General features: G+C 73.9%; 16 protein-coding genes. 11 read left to right on the forward strand and 5 right to left on the reverse strand.

Features of this window, described 5'->3' with window-relative positions; genetic code table 11:
- Nucleotides 1-74: 74 nt before the first annotated feature.
- Complete coding sequence (locus tag IF61_RS0107210) at nucleotides 75-1,268, forward strand: PP2C family protein-serine/threonine phosphatase (RefSeq protein ID WP_052392464.1); 1,194 nt, start codon at nucleotides 75-77, stop codon at nucleotides 1,266-1,268.
- 169 nt (nucleotides 1,269-1,437) lie between these two features.
- Here IF61_RS0107210 and IF61_RS0107215 read toward each other — a convergent pair whose 3' ends face one another.
- On the reverse strand, nucleotides 1,438-2,148 hold the full coding sequence (locus IF61_RS0107215; RefSeq protein ID WP_030365416.1) for a PIG-L deacetylase family protein: 711 nt from the start codon (nucleotides 2,146-2,148) through the stop codon (nucleotides 1,438-1,440).
- A gap of 302 nt (nucleotides 2,149-2,450) precedes the next feature.
- On the opposite strand from IF61_RS0107215, the gene IF61_RS0107220 reads away from it, so the two are divergent.
- From IF61_RS0107220 to IF61_RS0107230, 3 genes are read left to right on the forward strand one after another with little or no spacing between them, the layout of a single operon-like run.
- Complete coding sequence (locus IF61_RS0107220; protein ID WP_030365417.1) at nucleotides 2,451-3,515, forward strand: ABC transporter substrate-binding protein; 1,065 nt, start codon at nucleotides 2,451-2,453, stop codon at nucleotides 3,513-3,515.
- Nucleotides 3,516-4,589: a FecCD family ABC transporter permease gene (locus IF61_RS0107225; protein ID WP_030365418.1), complete on the forward strand. Its 1,074-nt coding sequence runs from the start codon at nucleotides 3,516-3,518 to the stop codon at nucleotides 4,587-4,589.
- 22 nt (nucleotides 4,590-4,611) lie between these two features.
- Nucleotides 4,612-5,430, forward strand: coding sequence for an ABC transporter ATP-binding protein (locus tag IF61_RS0107230; protein WP_030365419.1), 819 nt, complete (start codon nucleotides 4,612-4,614; stop codon nucleotides 5,428-5,430).
- Between the two features lie 117 nt (nucleotides 5,431-5,547).
- On the opposite strand, the gene IF61_RS0107235 is transcribed toward IF61_RS0107230, so the two are convergent.
- Nucleotides 5,548-6,786 carry a glycoside hydrolase family 18 protein gene (locus tag IF61_RS0107235; RefSeq protein WP_030365420.1) on the reverse strand — a complete coding sequence of 413 codons (1,239 nt, stop codon included), beginning with the start codon at nucleotides 6,784-6,786 and terminating at the stop codon, nucleotides 5,548-5,550.
- A gap of 334 nt (nucleotides 6,787-7,120) precedes the next feature.
- Here IF61_RS0107235 and IF61_RS0107240 point away from each other — a divergent pair, with 334 nt between their 5' ends.
- Nucleotides 7,121-8,293 carry an acyl-CoA dehydrogenase family protein gene (locus IF61_RS0107240; protein WP_030365421.1) on the forward strand — a complete coding sequence of 391 codons (1,173 nt, stop codon included), beginning with the start codon at nucleotides 7,121-7,123 and terminating at the stop codon, nucleotides 8,291-8,293.
- A gap of 54 nt (nucleotides 8,294-8,347) precedes the next feature.
- On the opposite strand, the gene IF61_RS0107245 is transcribed toward IF61_RS0107240, so the two are convergent.
- Nucleotides 8,348-8,725, reverse strand: a complete 378-nt coding sequence (locus IF61_RS0107245) for a hypothetical protein (RefSeq protein WP_030365422.1) — start codon at nucleotides 8,723-8,725, stop codon at nucleotides 8,348-8,350.
- 206 nt (nucleotides 8,726-8,931) lie between these two features.
- Between IF61_RS0107245 and IF61_RS0107250 the strand changes: the two genes are divergently transcribed.
- The 5 genes from IF61_RS0107250 to fxsA all read left to right on the forward strand — a co-directional run bounded on the left by IF61_RS0107250 (nucleotide 8,932) and on the right by fxsA (nucleotide 14,870).
- The gene (locus IF61_RS0107250; RefSeq protein ID WP_030365423.1) at nucleotides 8,932-9,375 is read left to right on the forward strand and encodes an Lrp/AsnC family transcriptional regulator; all 444 of its coding nucleotides are present in this window, start codon (nucleotides 8,932-8,934) and stop codon (nucleotides 9,373-9,375) included.
- A 97-nt stretch (nucleotides 9,376-9,472) separates the two neighbouring features.
- Nucleotides 9,473-11,116 (forward strand): amidohydrolase, encoded by a 1,644-nt coding sequence (locus IF61_RS0107255; protein WP_030365424.1) that lies wholly within the window; start codon nucleotides 9,473-9,475, stop codon nucleotides 11,114-11,116.
- Between the two features lie 571 nt (nucleotides 11,117-11,687).
- Nucleotides 11,688-13,397 carry an apolipoprotein N-acyltransferase gene (gene lnt / locus IF61_RS0107260; protein ID WP_052392474.1) on the forward strand — a complete coding sequence of 570 codons (1,710 nt, stop codon included), beginning with the start codon at nucleotides 11,688-11,690 and terminating at the stop codon, nucleotides 13,395-13,397.
- Nucleotides 13,394-14,155, forward strand: a complete 762-nt coding sequence (locus IF61_RS0107265) for a polyprenol monophosphomannose synthase (protein WP_030365426.1) — start codon at nucleotides 13,394-13,396, stop codon at nucleotides 14,153-14,155. Before lnt ends, IF61_RS0107265 begins: the two co-directional genes overlap by 4 nt.
- Before the next feature lie 112 nt (nucleotides 14,156-14,267).
- Entirely contained in the window at nucleotides 14,268-14,870 is a 603-nt protein-coding gene (gene fxsA, locus IF61_RS0107270) for an FxsA family membrane protein (protein WP_030365427.1), read from the forward strand.
- Nucleotides 14,871-14,942: 72 nt separating this feature from the next.
- On the opposite strand, the gene IF61_RS0107275 is transcribed toward fxsA, so the two are convergent.
- Both IF61_RS0107275 and yczE read right to left on the reverse strand, forming a co-directional pair.
- Nucleotides 14,943-15,317 (reverse strand): RNA polymerase-binding protein RbpA, encoded by a 375-nt coding sequence (locus IF61_RS0107275; protein ID WP_004948858.1) that lies wholly within the window; start codon nucleotides 15,315-15,317, stop codon nucleotides 14,943-14,945.
- 256 nt (nucleotides 15,318-15,573) lie between these two features.
- Nucleotides 15,574-16,212, reverse strand: a complete 639-nt coding sequence (yczE, locus tag IF61_RS0107280) for a membrane protein YczE (protein WP_107042994.1) — start codon at nucleotides 16,210-16,212, stop codon at nucleotides 15,574-15,576.
- Nucleotides 16,213-16,392: 180 nt separating this feature from the next.
- Here yczE and IF61_RS0107285 point away from each other — a divergent pair, with 180 nt between their 5' ends.
- Entirely contained in the window at nucleotides 16,393-17,916 is a 1,524-nt protein-coding gene (locus tag IF61_RS0107285; RefSeq protein WP_030365429.1) for an SCO1417 family PLP biosynthesis transcription factor, read from the forward strand.
- Nucleotides 17,917-18,131: the final 215 nt, after the last annotated feature.

Below are 18,131 nucleotides of genomic sequence, written 5' to 3' on the forward strand. Positions count from 1 at the left end.
CCCATGCCAGGGTGTAATGGCACAAATGCCCCTATGAATCCCGAACCTCGTTCCGGCGTGGAGGTCCCGCCACGGTGTCGTCGCGCAGACTCCCCTTCGCGCTGGTCCTGGCCTACCTGGGGGCCGTCGTCGCCGTCGACCTGATGACACCGTCGAACCTCCGGCTGGACGTCTACGCCGCCCTCGCCCCGATGACGGCCGCGGCGCTGTGCACGTACCGGCAGACGGTGTTCGTCGGCGTCCTCGACTTCTGCCTGATGGTGGCCCACCACGGCGTGGTGGGCGGCGAGGTGGCCGTCAACAGGGTCGGCTCGTTCGTCGGCAACGCCCTGATGGTCGGCGCGAGCATCGCCGTGGCCCGGCTGCGGCGCGACGCCGAGTCCCTGCTGGAGCGCGTACGGGCCACCGGCGAGGCCGCGCAGCGGGCACTGCTGCGGCCGCTGCCGCTGCGCACCCGCAGCGTGGTCGTCGACGGCTTCTACGTGTCCTCGCAGCGGGAGGCGCTCGTGGGCGGCGACCTGTACGAGGTGGTGGACACGCCGTACGGGACGCGCGTGCTCATCGGCGACGTACGGGGCAAGGGGCTCGGCACGCTGGGCGCGGGGGCGGCGGTGCTGACCGCCTTCCGCGAGGCGGCCTACCACCGGCGCGACCTGGAGGGCGGGGTGGTGGCGATGGAGCAGGGGCTGTACCGCTACCACCGGTCTGCGGAGTACCAGGCGCGGCTGCAGCCGGAGCGGCACGGCGGGCGACCGGAGGACGTGCGGATGCGCGCGGCGGAGGAGTTCGTGACGGCGCTGGTCTTCGGCACGGAGGAGGGCCCGGGCGGCCCCGGCGCGGGCGGGCACGTGCCGGTGGTGTTCGTGGACTGCGGGCACCTCGCGCCGTTCCTGATCGGCGCGGACGGCGGGGTGCGCGAGCTGGAACCGGACGACGCGGGGCTGCCCTTGGGCCTCGGCGACCTGGCCGCCGCCCCGCGGACGGCGCAGCGCGTCGCTCTGCCGCCCGGCTGCCGGGTGCTGGCCTGCACGGACGGGGTGACCGAGGCCCGGTCACCGGACGGCGGCTTCTACCCGCTGGCGGAGCGGCTCGACGCGTGGGCCGCCCTGCCCACACCCCAGCTGCTGGGGCGGCTGCGCGCGGACCTCGACGCGCACACGGGCGGGCGACTGCAGGACGACGTGGCGGTGCTGGTGCTGGAGCGGGCGGCGGAATACCAGGGCCCGGCCGGCAGCGATGCCCTGACGGAGGGGGCACCGGCCCCGTAGGGGCCGGGGGTAAGGGCCCGGCCTGCGGTCCATCGACCCGGCTCGCGGATCGGACTGCCGACCCTGTCCGCGGCCCGGCCCGCAGCCCGGACCACCACGGGACGGCAGCAGTCCGCCCGCAGCGGCCCGTCCGCGGGACGGACCCGTAGGGGCCCGGCCCGCTCGTCCGTCAGCGGCTGAACAGCTCGAACGACACCCCCGGCCGCCCGCCGAACCGCTCCGCGACGCCCCGCATGCTGCCTTCCAGGAAGGTGCGGCAGTACGTCTCCGGGTCCTCCTTCGTCAGCGCCTCGATGTACGTGCGGTGGCAGAGGAGCGAGGCGACGGCCCGCTCCAGGCCGCTGCTCGCGTCGACGGCGTGGGTGGGCTGCGGGGAGCCGGCCACCGCCACGTAGCGCACGCCGTCCCAGGGCACGAGGCCCTCCTCGGCGAGGCCGGGGAAGATCCAGCGGTTGCCGGCGTCGCCGACGGCGTCGAGGACGGCCCGGCCGACGTTGCGGTGGTCGGGGGTGTTCCAGTACGTGCCGCCCCAGGTGTCGTGGTGGTTGAGCGTCAGGACGAGCTCGGGGCGGTGGCGGCGGATGGCGGCGGCGAAATCGCGGCGCAGGGCCGTGCCGTACTCGATGACGCCGTCGGGGTGGCCGAGGAACTCGACGGTCGCCACCCCCACGGCGGCGGCGCTCGCCCGCTGCTCGCGCTCGCGCAGCGGGCCGGCCTCGGCGGGGGAGAGGGTGTCGATCCCGGCCTCGCCGACGCTGGCCAGGAGGTAGACGCACTCGCGGCCGTCGTCCAGCCAGGAGGCGATGGCGGCCGAGGCGCCGTATTCGAGGTCGTCGGGGTGGGCGACGATCGCGAGGGCGCGCCGCCAGTCGGTGGGCATCTCCTTGAGCTGACCGGCGGGCCGCTCCGCACCGGGCGGCTCCGTCGGCGCGGCCTCCGCCGTGCCCTCCGTCCCCGCCGTGGCCGTCGCACCCGTCACGTCCGTCGCATCCGCCATCACGGTCTCCCTCAGCCTGTCGGATCCGCCCCGGCGCGCGCCGCGCGCCGTCGGCAGGGCGTTCGACGAAGCGTACGTCGCAGTTCTTCGCGACACGCGGGAACCCGGCGCTCCCGCGGTCCGACTACCTGATCCGGGACCGCACCGGCGGGCCCGTGGCGAACCGAAATTCCTGGAGTTGTCTGATGCGCCCTCGTGCGTGGTGCGGTGTTCTGGCCGCTGTGGCCCTGTCGGCGACGGCCTGCGGCGGTGGCGGCGGCGGTGAGGCGAAGAAGACCGACGACGCGGGCGCCGGCGCGCGGTCCGGCTTCCCGGTGACCGTCACGGACTGCACGGGCGCGAAGACCACCTTCGACGCGGCGCCGAAGAAGATCGTCACCAGCAACGCCGCGGGCCTGGAGCTGCTCATGTGGCTGGGCGCGGGCGACAAGGCGGCCGGCACGGGCTTCCCGCCCGGCAACGGCGCCATGCCGGGCCAGTACGCGGACCGTGCGGCGAAGGTGCCGGTGCTGGGGAAGACGGCGATCCCCAAGGAGAAGCTGCTGGGCTCGGGCGCGGACCTCTACGTGGACGCGTTCTCCTCCATGAAGAACATGGGCAAGATGGGCGACGCCCCCACGGCGGAGGAGTTCAAGGCCGCCGGCATCAAGCACGTCTTCCTGAAGTCGACGGCCTGCGCGGCGATGAGCAAGACCCCGCGCACGGACCTCTCGGGCGTCGAGGCCGACATCGAGGAGCTCGGCAAGGTCACCGGCACCTCCGCGCGCGCCGCCGAACTGGTGCAGGAGATGCGGAAGAAGACGGGCGCGGTGCGCGACGCCCTCAAGGACGTCCCCGCGGACAAGCGGCCCTCTTACTTCTTCTTCGACTACGACGCGGGCACCAAGCAGCCGATGGCCGTGTGCAACCGGCAGGTCGCCAACGCCGTGATCGGCATGGCCGGCGGCCGCAACGTCTTCGACGGCTGCGACGGCGACTTCAAGCCCGTGGGCTGGGAGGACGTCGTCGCCAAGAACCCCGACTGGATCCAGCTCGGCGTCCGCAACCGCGGCAGCGACGAGGCGAACGCCAAGGCCTTCGACGAGGCCGCGGAGTTCCTGAAGACCTTCCCCGCCACGAAGGACCTCACGGCCGTCAAGGAGGGGCACTTCCTGCGCGTCGGCTCCGAGCGGACCACGATCGGGGGCGTGCGCAGCGCGGACACCGTCCGCGAGATCGCGCACACCCTGCACCCGGACCGGGTCAAGTAGATGGCGGCGCTCACCACGGCGGCCGCGGAGGAGGCGCAGGAACGCGAGCCCGGGGCGCGGGCGCCGTGGGTGGCGGCCGCGCTGGGCTGCGCGCTGCTGATCGCGCTGACGGCCTCGGTGTGCCTGGGCTCCACGGACGTGCCGCTCGGCGACGTGTGGTCCTCGGTGGCGCGCGGGATCAGCGGCGGGGAGCCGGTGCCGGGCACGCAGGACCTGATCGTATGGCGGCTGCGGGTGCCGCGGGCGCTGCTGGCCGCCGTGGTGGGCGCGGGCCTGGGCCTGGTGGGCACCGCCGTCCAGGCCCTCGTCCGCAATCCGCTCGCGGACCCGTATCTGCTGGGCATCTCCAGCGGGGCCTCGCTCGGCGCGGTCGCGGCGATCGTGCTGGGGGCGGGCGCGGGCGGGCTGCTGGGACTCGGTCTCTCGGCGGCGGCGTTCGCCGGTGCGCTCGCGTCGTTCGCGCTGGTGTGGGCGATGGCGCGGCGCGGGGGCGGGTTCTCGCCGCTGCGGCTGGTGCTGGCGGGCGTCGGCATCGGCCAGTTCCTGTCCGGCTTCACGCACTATCTGGTGCTGCAGGCCGGCGACGACCAGCAGACCCACGGCGTGCTGTTCTGGCTGATGGGCTCCCTCGGCGGCGCCCAGTGGTCCACGCTCGGCGTGCCCGCCGCGGCCGTGGCGCTCGGCCTCGCCGCGCTCCTCGCCCGGGCCCGGGGGCTGGACGCGGTGCTGATGGGCGACGAGACCGCGGCGGGGCTGGGCGTGGACGTGACGCGGCTGCGGCGCGAGCTGTTCGTGGTGACGAGCGTGCTCACCGGCGTGCTGGTGTCCGTCTCGGGCGCGATCGGCTTCGTGGGGCTGATGGTGCCGCACGTGTGCCGGATGGTCGTGGGCGGCGCGCACCGCGTCCTGCTGCCGGTGGCCGCGCTCTTCGGCGCGGTTCTGCTGGTCGTGGTCGACCTGGTGGCCCGTACGGCCCTGCCGGACCAGGAGCTGCCGGTGGGCGTGGTCACGGCGCTGGTCGGCGCGCCGACGCTGCTGTACCTGCTGGACCGGCGTCTGCTGGAGAGAGGCTGAGAGGGGCTGGGGGATGGGCGGAATGAAGATCGCGATCGAGGACCTGGAAGTGTCCCTGTCCGGCCGGACGGTCGTCTCCGGGGTGCACCTGGTCGCGGAGGAAGGCGAGATCGCCGGGCTGGTCGGGCCGAACGGCAGCGGCAAGTCGACGGTCCTGCGCACCGTCTACCGCTATCTGCGGCCGCACGCGGGCCGGGTACTGGTCGGCGGTACGGACATCACGTCGCTGACCGCCGCCGAGTCGGCCCGGCGGGTGGCCGCGCTCCCGCAGGAGCGCGGCAGCGACTTCGAACTCTCGGTACGGGCGGTGGTGGCCATGGGCCGCACCCCGTACAAGCGGGCGTTCGCGGGCGAGGACCGCGCCGACGCGGAGATCGTGGCGGCGGCGCTGGCGGGGGTCGGGCTCGCCGGGGCGGAGAAGCGGCGCTTCTCGGCGCTGTCGGGCGGCGAGCGCCAGCGGGTGCTGCTGGCGCGGGCGCTGGCCCAGGACCCGCAGGTGCTGGTCCTGGACGAGCCGACGAACCACCTGGACGTCCTGCACCAGGTCGAACTCCTGGCCCTGCTGCGCGCGCAGCGCCGCACGACCCTGCTGTCCCTGCACGACCTGAACGCGGCGGCGTCGCTGTGCGACCGCCTCCACGTCCTGCACGAGGGCGCGCTCGTGGCCTCGGGTCCGCCGCGGGAGGTCCTGACCCCGGAGCTGCTGGCCGGCGTCTTCGGCGTCCGGGCGGCGGTCGTCGACCACCCGCTGACGGGCGACCCCCTGATCGCCTTCGACCACCGCACGCCCGCGGCGGGCGCGCCGCGGGCGGTGGCGGAGGGCGCGACGGCGACTGCGTGAGCCCGCCGGTGACGGCCACGCCGTGAGCCCGCCGTGACGGCGCCTGCGTGAGCCCGCCCGTCACGGCGACCAGGCGCCGTCAAGGCGACCAGGCGAGCCGCCCGTTCCGGTCCGGTGTCAGCCGATCGACTTGATCAGCTCGCCGTCCGCCGTATCGCCGCTCAGTTCCCAGAAGAACGTGCCGCCCAGCCCCTGACGGTTCTTGTACGCCGTCTTCCCGGCGATCGTCGACGGGGTGTCGTAGCTCCACCAGTCGCTGCCGCACTTGGCGTAGGCCGTGCCCGCCACCGTGCCGTTGGCCGGGCACGTGGCCTTGAGGACCTTGTAGTCCTCGAAGCCGGCTTCGTAGGTGCCCTTGGCGGGGCCGGTGGCCGTGCCGCCGGGGGCCGACCGGGTCACGCCGGTCCAGCCGCGGCCGTAGAAGCCGATGCCGAGCAGGAGCTTGGAGGAGGGGATGCCGAGGGACTTGAGCTTGGTGATCGTGGCGTCGGTGTTGAAGCCGGGCTTCGGGATGCCGGTGTAGGAGGTGAGGGGGGAGTGCGGGGCCGTGGGGCCCTTGGCGTCCCACGCGCCGAAGAAGTCGTAGGTCATGGGGTTGTACCAGTCGACGTAGCGGGCGGCCCCCGCGTAGTCGACGGCGTCGATCTTGCCGCCGTCGGAGGCGTCTGCGGTGATGGCGGCGGTGACGAGGTTGCGCGTGCCGAACTCGGCGCGCAGCGCGGCCATCAGCTTCGCGAACCCCTCGCGTCCGCTCGTGTCGCAGGTGAGGCCGCAGGCGTTGGGGTACTCCCAGTCGATGTCGATGCCGTCGAAGACGTCGGCCCAGCGCGGGTCCTTGACGAGGCCGTAACAGGACTCGGCGAAGGCGGCCGGGTTGCGGGCGGCCTCACCGAAGCCGCCCGACCAGGTCCAGCCGCCGAAGGACCAGACCACTTTGAGGCCCGGGTGCAGCTTCTTGAGCTTGCGGAGCTGGTTGAAGTTGCCGCGCAGGGCGCCGTCGTCCCAGGTGTCGGCCTTGCCGTCGACGCTGCCTGCGGCGTCGTAGGCCTTGTCGTAGTCGGCGTAGGAGTCGCCGATGGTGCACTTGCCGCCCGAGACGTTCCCGAAGGCGTAGTTGATGTGGGTGAGCCGGTCGGCCGAGCCCGACGTCTCGATGTTCTTGACGTGGTAATTGCGCTCGTAGACGCCCCAGTTGGTGAAGTAGCCGACGACCTTGCGGCCCGCGGCGGTGTCGTCGGCTCCGGCGGCCGGGGGCGCGGCGGGGGAGGCGTTCGCCGGACCGGTGAGGAGCGTCGTGGTGATCAGGACCCCGGCGGCGGCGAAGGCGGCCAGGAGGGTACGCGGTCGTGCGGGCATCGGTTCTCCTCGGTGGGGTGGGGAGAGCTGCTCTGCGGGGGTGACCTGGCATGAACGCGCTAAGCGTGTCCAGGACCATAGAAGGTCTGGACCAGTGCGGTCAATGGTTTGGACCATCCCCGTTCATGACTCCGTCACAAGCCCGTTGTGCCTGGTGCGCGACTTGTCAACCCGTGACGTCGGCCCGCCGATCGGGCATACTCCAAGCCGCCACAGCCGCAGGTCATCCGGTGCCGCGACCCGGCGCGGGATCATCGGCTGGGCATCACCGGCGACGGCGCCACACCCTTGCGCGCCCGTCGCCGCAGCGCCCGACAGGGAGGAGAGCGCCGCCATGACCGACCACGGCCCGCAGCCGGTGGAGCGACAGCTGCCCACCGAGGAGGCCCGCGACCTGCTCGCGCTCGTACGCGATCTGGTGCAGCGGGAGATCGAACCCACCGCGGCCGAGGAGGAGGAAGCCGGGCGCTTCCCCCGTGAGGTCTTCCGGCTGCTGTCCGCCTCCGGCCTGCTCGCGCTGCCCTACACCGAGGAGTTCGGCGGCGGGGACCAGCCCTACGAGGTCTACCTGCAGGTCCTGGAGGAGCTCGCGGCCGCCCGCCTCACCGTGGGCCTCGGCGTCAGCGTGCACACCCTCGCCTGCCACGCGCTCGCCGGCTACGGCACCAAGGAGCAGCAGGCCGAGCACCTGCCCGCCATGCTCGGCGGCGGCCTCCTCGGCGCGTACTGCCTCTCCGAGCCCTCCTCCGGCTCCGACGCCGCCTCGCTGCGCACCCGCGCCACCCGCGACGGCGACACCTGGACCATCGAGGGCACCAAGGCCTGGATCACCCACGGCGGCATCGCGGACTTCTACACCGTGCTGGCCCGTACGGGAGGCGAGGGCGCCCACGGCATCACCGCCTTCCTCGTCCCCGGCGACGCCCCCGGCCTGTCGGCCGCGGCACCCGAGCGCAAGATGGGCATGAAGGGCTCGCCGACGGCCCAACTGCACCTCGACGGCGTGCGGGTGCCGGACGCCCGCCGCATCGGCGAGGAGGGGCAGGGCTTCGCGATCGCCCTGTCCGCACTGGACTCCGGGCGCCTCGGCATCGCCGCCTGTGCGATCGGCGTCGCCCAGGCCGCGCTGGACGAGGCGCTCGCCTTCGCCGCCGGGCGGCGGCAGTTCGGCCGGCCGATCGCCGACTTCCAGGGCCTGCGCTTCATGCTCGCCGACATGGCGACCCAGATCGAGGCCGGCCGCGCGCTCTACCTCGCCGCGGCGCGGCTGCGCGACGCCGGCCTGCCGTTCTCCAAGGAGGCGGCGATGGCCAAGCTCTTCTGCACCGACGCCGCGATGCGCGTGACCGTCGACGCCGTGCAGCTGCTGGGCGGCTACGGCTACACGGCCGACTTCCCGGCCGAGCGCTACATGCGCGAGGCCAAGGTGCTGCAGATCGTCGAGGGCACCAACCAGATCCAGCGGATGGTGATCGCCCGTCACCTGGCGGGCCCCGAGAGCCGCTGAGCACCGGCACGGCGGACGGGCCCGCACGGCCCGCCCGCCGGCAACGCTCCCGTGTCAGGACGGCCGGCGCATCTCCGGGACGCGGACCGGGCGCGAGCCGGGACCCCCGACGTGGGAGAACGGCTGCGTCCGCCAGTCCAGGCTCTCCGGCAGCGTGAGCATCAGCGCGGCGTCGAACTCCATGCCGTCCGGCGACTCGTCCGCCGCGGGCGCGTTCCCCATGGCGCGGCCCGAGCCGGGGCACACCGTGAGCCCGAAGGGATTCCACGGCGAGGGGCACAGTGCGTGCTCGGGGAGCACGTCCTCGTCGGGGAGCAGTGCGATCGGGCGCGCGCAGTCCGGGCACGTCACCCGGAACATCGTGCTGGTGTCGACCTCATAGGGCTCGTACGGGCTGCCGTCGCCTTCGTTCAGGCGTTCCAGGCTGGGCATAGTCTTTCTCCCCCTCGGATTGGCCGGCCAGGCGCGGCCTCGGCCACAGCAAGCACTTCCCGCGTGACGAGCCGGGTAATCTCCGCATCACGGAGGACACGGGTGCATATCTGTGTTGTTCGTCACATGTCTTTGTGCGTGGTCATGCGCCCCCACGGAGCCCGTCGACTGTGCCGCTCCGGCCCGGACCCAGTAGGTTGATCCGCGTGGAGGAGCTGGACAGAGAAATCGTGGAACTGCTCGTCAAGGACGGGCGGATGAGCTACACCGACCTGGGGAAGGCTACTGGCCTTTCCACCTCGGCGGTGCACCAGCGCGTGCGCCGGCTCGAACAGCGGGGCGTCATCCGCGGCTACGCGGCCGTCGTCGACCCCGAAGCGGTCGGGCTGCCGCTCACCGCGTTCATCTCGGTGAAGCCGTTCGACCCCAGCGCTCCCGACGACATCGCCGACCGGCTCGCCGAGATCCCCGAGATCGAGGCGTGCCACAGCGTCGCCGGCGACGAGAACTACATCCTCAAGGTGCGGGTGGCCACGCCGCTGGAGCTGGAGCACTTGCTGGCGCGGATCCGGTCCCTTGCCGGCGTCTCGACGCGGACGACGATCGTCCTGTCGACGCCGTACGAGGCGAGACCGCCGCGGGTGGGGTGACGCCGCGTCTTTTGCCCTCAATCGCCGGACGGCTCAATTTTTTTGCGGGCGGAGCCCCGGTTACGGGATGGGGCAGGGCAGGGGAGAAACTGATCCCATGACCGAGCCCCACGCATCCCAGGACAAGCCGCGCACCGTACTGCTGCGCAACGGCGACGTGCACAGCCCCGCCGACCCGTTCGCCACGGCCATGGTCGTCGAGCGCGGCGCCGTCGCCTGGGTCGGCTCCGAAGGGGCCGCGGACTCCTTCGCGGAAGGAGTGGACGAGGTCGTGGACCTCGGCGGCTCCCTCGTCACCCCCGCGTTCACGGACGCACACGTGCACACCACCGCGACCGGCCTCGCGCTCACCGGTCTCGACCTCACCGGCTCCCGCTCCCTGGCCGAGGCCCTCGACCGGATCCGGGCGCACGCCGCCGCCCGCCCCACCGAGGGCGTCCTCCTCGGCCACGGCTGGGACGCCAGCGCCTGGCCCGAGCAGCGCCCGCCGTCCCGCCGCGAGCTGGACGAGGCCACCGGCGGCCGGCCGCTGTACCTCACCCGGGCCGACGTCCACTCGGCCGTCGTGACCACGGCCCTGCTCGGCCTCGTGCCGGGCCTCGCCGGCCTGGACGGATACGCCGCCGAGGCGCCGCTGACGGGCGACGCCCACCACGCCGTGCGCGCCGCCGCGCACGCCGGGGTCACCCCCGCGCAGCGCGCCGCGGCCCAGGCGGCCGCGCTCGACCACGCCGTCTCGCTCGGCATCGGCTCCGTGCACGAGTGCGCCGGGCCGCAGATCTCCGGCACCGAGGACTTCACCGGGCTGCTGCGCCTCGCCGCCGCCCGCCCGGGCCCGCGCGTCGTCGGCTACTGGGCGGAAGCCGTCGCATCCGCGAACGACGCGGAGCGCATCCGCGAGCTCGGCGCGGCGGGCGCCGCAGGCGACCTCTTCGTGGACGGCTCCCTCGGCTCGCACACCGCGTGCCTCCACGAGCCCTACGCCGACCTGCCCGGCAGCACCGGCACCGCCCGCCTCGACGCCGCGGCCGTCGCCGCCCACGTCGCCGCGTGCACCGAGGCGGGCATCCAGGCCGGCTTCCACGCCATCGGCGACGCCGCGCTGACCGCCGTCGTGGAGGGCGTCCGCGCCGCGGCCGACAAGCTGGGACTGCCCCGCGTCCGCGCGGCCCGGCACCGCGTCGAGCACGCCGAGATGCTCACCCCCGAGCACATCGCGGCCTTCGCCGAGTTCGCCCTCACCGCCTCCGTCCAGCCCGCCTTCGACGCCACCTGGGGCGGCGACACGGGCATGTACGCCCAGCGCCTCGGCGTCGAGCGGGCCCGCACCCTCAACCCGTACGCGGCCCTGCTGCGCGCCGGCGTGCCGCTCGCCCTCGGCTCCGACAGCCCGGTCACCCCGCTCGACCCGTGGGGCACCGTCCGCGCCGCCGCCTTCCACCGCACCCCCGAGCACCGCATCTCGGTCCGCGCCGCGTTCACCGCTCACACGCGCGGCGGCTGGCGGGCGACCGGCAGCGACGACGCGGGCGTCCTCGTGCCCGGCGCACCCGCCGACTACGCGGTCTGGCAGGCCGGCGACCTCGTCGTACAGGTGCCGGACGAGCGCGTGGCGAGCTGGTCCACGGACCCGCGCTCGGGCACCCCGGGCCTGCCCGACCTGACCCCCGGCACCGGGCTCCCGGTCTGCCTGCGCACCGTCGTGGGCGGGCACACCGTCTACGAGCGTCCGAACGAGTGACTCCGCGCCCGGCGCGTACCGCCGAACGATGAGACGTCGGCCTGTCGCCGCCCGTGATCACTCGCCGTACTGACCTGCTGATTTAGTGCATATCCCCAGGTCGTGGAGGTGTTGACAGGGTCCGGGCGGCGGCCGGTAGGTTCTGCGGAGTCCACCACAGGACGTCCGGCCGGTGCACTTCCACACAGTCGTCGAACGCCGCTGGGCCATGGGGTGGTGCGCCGGGGAGCGGCCACCGCCACTGGCAGCCAGGTTCCAGCGCACGGGGGCGAGGGAGGTGCTGCCGGGCCGGCAGGTGTGACCCGGGTGGGGCCCGGACGTTCAGTAGACAACGGCTCTCGGTCGACCCGCAGCCAGCGGGTCCCAGGTCGGCCCGAAGGACGCCGGGCCCCCATTCGCCCCACCCCCCTCTTCCCGGCCCTTCCCCGGCCTGCCCCTGCTTTTGAGCGCCTTCCGCGCGCACCCAGGGCGGGCGCGGTGCCCCGAGCGATGTACCGTCGGGCTCACCACCGCAAGACAGCAGGAAGGCTCGCCCGTGCCCCCGGGTCCCGAAACCACCGCCGGAGCCGACGTGGCATCCGCCCCCGGCGACGAGCGCTCCCCGGCCGCCCCGGAGGAGACCGCACCCGTCGCGGGGGAGACCGCCGCGGAGGAGACGCCCGCGGAGGAGACCGCGCCCGCCCCGCAGGCGCGCCCCCGCCGGGCCGTGCGCCTCGCCCGGCTCGCACGCCGCGAGGCGGCCCGCACCGGGATCGCCGTGCTCTCCGGCATCGCGTTCGCCCTGTCCTTCCCGCCCTACGACGTGTGGCCGCTGTCGGTCGTGGCCGTCGCCGCGCTGGCCCTGCTGACCCGCGGGCGCACCGTCCTGCAGGCCGCCTGGACCGGCTTCGCCTTCGCCCTCCCCTTCTTCTTCGTGCTGCTGCGCTGGCTGCACGTCGTCGGCTACGACGCCGTGACCGGCCTGTCGATCGCCGAGGCCCTGTTCGTCGCCGCCCTCGGCGCGGCCCTCGCCCTCGTCTCCCGGCTGCCCGCGTGGCCGCTGTGGGGCGCCTGCCTGTGGGTCGCGCAGGAGCTGGCCCGCGACCGGCTTCCGCTGGGCGGCTTCCCCTGGGGCCGGCTCGCCTTCGCCAACACCGGCTCGCCGTTCACCCCGCTCGCCGCCCTCGGCGGCGCCCCGCTGGTGAGCTTCGCCGTCGCCCTCACCGGCGGCCTCCTCGCGTACGCCGTCACCGTCGCCCTGAAGCTGCGCACGGCCTCGGGCACGGGCCGGTTCAAGGCGGTGCTGCCGGGCGTCGAGGCGCTGGCGCTCGCCGTCGCCGTGCTGCTCGCGGGCTACGCGGTGCCCGTACCGGTCAAGGCCGACGACGAGGTCAAGGTGGCGCTCGTCCAGGGCAACGTCCAGCACGCGGGCATGGACTTCCTCGGCCGCCCGATGATGATCCTCGACAACCACGCCGAGGCCACCCTGCAACTGGCCAGGGACGTCAAGGCCGGCCGCGTGCCCAAGCCCGACCTCGTCATCTGGCCGGAGAACTCCTCCGACCTCGGCCCCTTCCAGTACCCGCAGGCCTACGACCGCATCGACGAGGCGGTCAAGGCGGTCGGCGTGCCCGTCCTCGTCGGCGCTCTGGTGGACCACCCGGGCCGGAGCGGCTATATCGACAACAAGGGCATCGTCTGGGACCCGAGGACCGGCCCCGGCGCCTCCTACGCCAAGCAGCACCCCGTGCCGTTCGGCGAGTACGTGCCCTTCCGCAGCGCCCTGAGTAAGGTCATCACCCGCCTCCAGCGCGTCCAGCGCGACTTCTACCCCGGCGACCACACCGGAGTGATGCAGGTCGGCCCGGCCCGGCTCGGCGACGTCATCTGCTTCGAGGTCGCCTACGACGAGATCGTCCGCGACACCGTCAAGGCCGGTGCCCGCGCCCTCGTCGTCCAGACCAACAACGCCACCTACGGCCGCACCGGCCAGCCCGAGCAGCAGCTGGCCATGTCCCGGCTGCGGGCCGTCGAGCACGGCCGCGCCGTCGTCACCGTCGCCACCAGCGGCATCAGCGCCGTGGTCGCCCCGGACGGCACGGTGCAGCAGCGGAGCGAGGAATTCACCCGCGACGTGATCAGCGCCACCCTCCCCCTGCGGGACGGGACGACCGTGGCCGACCGCGTGGGTGCGGCGCCCGAATGGGCGCTCGCTATGGTGGGCCTTCTGTCCTGTGCGGCCGCACTCCTGATCGGCCGTCGGGGACGGACGGACGAGCCGGAAAAGAGAGGCCAGCAGTGAACGACGGTGGGCAGCGGAGATTCGGTCCGCTCGGCACGACCTTGGTGATCATCCCGACCTACAACGAGGCGGAGAACATCAAGAGCATCGTCGGCCGGGTGCGGTCGGCCGTGCCGGAGGCGCACGTCCTCGTCGCCGACGACAACAGCCCCGACGGCACCGGCAAGCTCGCCGACGAGCTCGCGGGCGACGACGACCACGTCAAGGTCCTGCACCGCAAGGGCAAGGAGGGCCTCGGCGCCGCCTACCTCGCGGGCTTCCGCTGGGGCCTGGAGCACGGCTACGGCGTGCTCGTCGAGATGGACGCCGACGGCTCCCACCAGCCCGAGGAGCTGCCCCGCCTGCTCACCGCCCTCAAGGGCGCCGACCTGGTGCTCGGCTCCCGCTGGGTGCCCGGCGGCAGGGTCGTGAACTGGCCGAAGTCGCGCGAGATCCTCTCCCGCGGCGGCTCCACGTACTCCCGGCTGCTCCTCGACGTGCCGATCCGGGACGTCACCGGCGGCTTCCGGGCCTTCCGCCGGGAGACCCTGGAGGGCCTCGGCATGGAGGACGTGGCCTCCCAGGGCTACTGCTTCCAGGTCGACCTGGCCTGGCGCGCCGTCAAGGCCGGCTTCCACGTCGTGGAGGTGCCCATCACCTTCGTCGAGCGCGAGCTCGGCGACAGCAAGATGAGCCGCGACATCGTCGCCGAGGCCCTGTGGCGGGTCACCTCCTGGGGCGTCGGCTCCCGGGTCGGCAAGGCGCTCGGCCGCAAGTAGCCCGGCGAGCGTGCTGTGAGGGATGCCGGGAGGGGCGGGCCGGGCGGCCGCGCCGTAAGCGGCCCATAAGCGCCGCCCCCGGCTTCCGCCGCAGGCCAGGCACACTTGAGGCATGACGTTCGGAGCACAGCAGACGATGAACGGCCGCCCGCCGCAGCGGCGGCGCGCCCGCAGGCTCATCCCCCTGGGAGTGGCCCTCTGGGCCGTCCTGGAGATCTGGCTGCTCACGCTGGTGGCCGGTGCCGCGGGCGGCCTGACCGTCTTCGCCCTGCTGGCCGGCGGCGTCGTCCTCGGCTCCTACGTGATCAAGCGGGCCGGGCGGCGGGCCTGGAAGCGGCTCACGGTCTCCCTGCAGCCCGGCGGCGCGACCGCCGGGCCGGGCGGCCAGGAGACCGGTGGCAACGCCCTCACGATGCTCGGCGGCCTGCTGATCATCCTGCCCGGGCTGCTCTCCGACGCGGCCGGCCTGCTCTGCCTCTTCCCGCCCACCCGCGCCCTGCTGCGCAAGGCGGGGGAGCGGTGGCTGGGCCGGCCGGCGGCCCCCGGCACGCTCGGGGACGCCTTCCGGCAGGCCCGCAGCGCCGACCTGGGCGGCATGGGCACGGGCGGCCCGGCCGGGCCGGGCGGGTCCGGCGGCAAGGTCGTCCAGGGCGAGGTCATCCGCGACGACGAGCCGCCCGCCCCTCGCCCGGGCGGCCCTCAGCTGCCGCGTTGAGAGACGCGCAAAAGGGCCCGGGCCACTGCTTCGGCAGCGGCCCGGGCCCTTTTGTTACTGCGTGGTGTCCGCTCAGGCGGACTTGCGGGTGTCCCGCGGATGAACGGCAATGTTCATGGCGCCGGAACGAAGGACCGCCAGCCGCTCGGCCAGCACCTCCTCCAGCTCCTCACGAGTACGTCGCTCCATGAGCATGTCCCAGTGCGTACGCGCAGGCTTGCCCTTCTTCTCCTCAGGACCGTCGCCGTCCACCAGGAGTGCAACGGCGCCGCACGCCTTGCACTCCCACTCCGGCGGAATCTCCGCCTCTACCGAGAACGGCATCTCGAATCGATGGCCGTTCGGGCATGCGTACTCCACCGCCTGGCGCGGGGCCAGATCGATGCCGCGGTCGGTCTCGTAGCTGGTAACCACAAGTCGCGTGCCGCGGAGAGCTCGCTCACTCATGAATCGTGCCTCCCGGGCTTAGTCGCCCACAGGACAGGTGTCGCTGTCGTCGTCATCCGGTCAACGTCCGGTCGGCGGTGAAGATTCCCGTTGAGGGACATGCGTCGCCCGTCGTGCCGCCCCTTGTTGTACCCACCAACGCCCGTTTTGTCACATCTGGCAACGGATGTCACCCTGCGTTTCTGTCGCTTTAGCGTGCAGTAACGGTTCGTTCGGTGGGTCGAAGGCGTACACTACCGGGCCACTTCCTCCCGGCCTAAACCAGGTCCGGAACTTTCTCCCCGGCCGGGGTCGCAGGGGCCGGAACCGATCGCTCCGGAAGGGCGAACCGGCGCAGGAAGAACTGCGACAGCGGGCCGATCGCCAGGGCGTAGAAGACGGTGCCCGCGCCCACCGAACCGCCCAGCGCGAACCCCGTCGCCAGCACGACCACCTCGATGCACGTCCGCACCAGCCGCACCGAGCGGCCCGTGCGCCGGTGCAGCCCCGTCATCAGCCCGTCCCGCGGGCCCGGGCCGAACCGCGCCGAAATGTACAGCCCCGTCGCCACCGCGCACAGCACCACCGAGAAGCCCAGCAGCGGGATCCGCAGCCACAGCGACCGCGGGTCGGGCACCACACTCAGTGTCGCGTCCATCGCCAGGCCGATGACCAGCACGTTCGAGACCGTGCCCAGGCCCGGCCGCTGCCGCAGCGGGATCCAGAGCAGCAGGACGAGCGCGCCGATCGCGATCGACGCCGCGCCGATCGAGATGCCCGTGTGGCGCGCGACGCCCTGGTTCAGCACGTCCCACGGCGCGAGCCCCAGCCCCGCCCGCAGCTGCAGCGCGCCGCTCACTCCGTACAGCGCGAGCCCGACGTAGAGCTGCAGCAGCCGGCGGGTGAGGGATGGCACTCCCGACGGTCCCCCTGATGCGGACAACGGTTCCTCCTGACGGTCGGCACGGCCCCGAAAGCGCGTGCTCGGCATATTGAGCGGCCACCCGCAGTGGTGCGAGTGGCCTGCCGCATGTCAGTCTGGAGAACAGGTGGACGCAAGATCCATGGCCAATCCCCGAAAGGTGGACCGATTCAGATGAGTCATTGGACCTCGTCGGTAGGTGCGCAGAAGCTCGCGCGTCTTCTCGGCTCGCAGCGGGAGCGCGAGACGCAGGGCGTCCGCGGCACGGTCACACCCCTCGGCGGCCGCCGCGCCCCCGCCTACCGCTCGCTCGCCGACGGCATCCGGCTCCTCGTCCTCGAAGGGCGCGTGCCCGTCGCCGCCCGGCTGCCCGCCGAGCGGGAGCTCGCCGCGGCCCTCTCCGTCAGCCGCACCACCGTCGCCGCCGCCTACGAGGCGCTGCGCAGCGAGGGCTTCCTCGAATCCCGGCGCGGCGCCGGCAGCTGGACCGCGGTCCCCGCCGGCAATCCGCTGCCCACCCGCGCCCTGGACCCGCTGCCCCCCGAGGCCGCCGGCTCCGTCATCGACCTCGGCTGCGCCGCCCTGCCCGCCCCCGAGCCCTGGCTCGGCCGCGCCGTCCAGGGCGCGCTGGAGGAGCTGCCGCCCTACGCCGCCACCCACGGCGACTATCCCGCAGGGCTGCCCGCCCTGCGCCAGGCCGTCGCCGACCGGTACACCGCCCGCGGCGTGCCCACCATGCCCGAACAGATCATGATCACCACGGGGGCCATGGGCGCCGTCGCCGCCATCTGCCGGCTCTTCGCCGGGCGCGGCGAGCGGGTAGCCGTCGACTCGCCCTCCTACGCCAACGTCCTCCAGCTCATGCGCGAGGCCGGCGCCCGGCTCGTGCCCGTCGCCATGGGCGACGGCCTCGCCGGCTGGGACCTGCCGGCCTGGCGCCAGGTGCTGCGCGACGCCGCCCCCCGCATGGCCTACGTCATCGGCGACTTCCACAACCCCACCGGCGCCCTCGCCACCGAGGAACAGCGCCGGCAGCTCGTCGAGGCCGCGCGCGCCGCGGGCACCCTGCTCGTCGCCGACGAGACCATGGCAGACCTCTGCCTGGAGCCCGGCCTGGAACTGCCCCGCCCCGTCTGCGCCTTCGACCCCGCCGGCAGCGCCGTCATCACCGTCGGCTCCGCCAGCAAGTCCTTCTGGGCCGGGCTGCGCATCGGCTGGGTGCGGGCCGCGCCCGACGTGATCCGCAGCCTCGTCGCCGCCCGCGCCTACGCCGACCTCGGCACGCCCGTCCTCGAACAGCTCGCCGTCACCTGGCTGATGACCACCGAGGGCTGGGACGCCGCCGTCGGGATACGGCGGACGACGACGCGCGAGAGCCGCGACTCGCTCGTGGCGGCGGTCCGCCGCCATCTCCCCGGCTGGGAGTTCACCGTGCCGCGCGGCGGACTCACCCTGTGGGTCCGCACCGGCGGCCTCTCCGGCTCCCGCATCGCCGAGGCGGGCGAGCGGCTCGGGGTACGGGTCCCGTCGGGCCCCCGCTTCGGAGTCGACGGCGCGTTCGAGGGCTACGTCCGGTTGCCGTTCACGGTCACCGGCGCGGTCGCGGAGGAGGCGGCGTCCCGCCTGGCGGAGGCGGCCCGCCTGGTGGCGAGCGGCGCGACGGCCGCGGTGGAAGCGCCGCGGACGTTCGTGGCCTGAGGCCGGTCCGAGGCGCTGATCCGGTCTGCGGTTGCGGCCGCGCCTTGCGCCGGGCCGCGCCGCGGGGGTTGCGCGCCGCCGGTCTGCGATCACCGTGCCCTCATCCCGCCGGGACGGTGAGCAACCAGTAGCGGCCTGTCCGGCGGTGCCGGACTCGCCTGGTGTGTGTACGGCACCGCCGGACTGCGCCGTGGGGGGTTGAGCGCCGTGGCGGC

The sequence above is a fragment of the Streptomyces roseoverticillatus genome (assembly GCF_000719265.1).
Lineage (GTDB): Bacteria > Actinomycetota > Actinomycetes > Streptomycetales > Streptomycetaceae > Streptomyces > Streptomyces roseoverticillatus.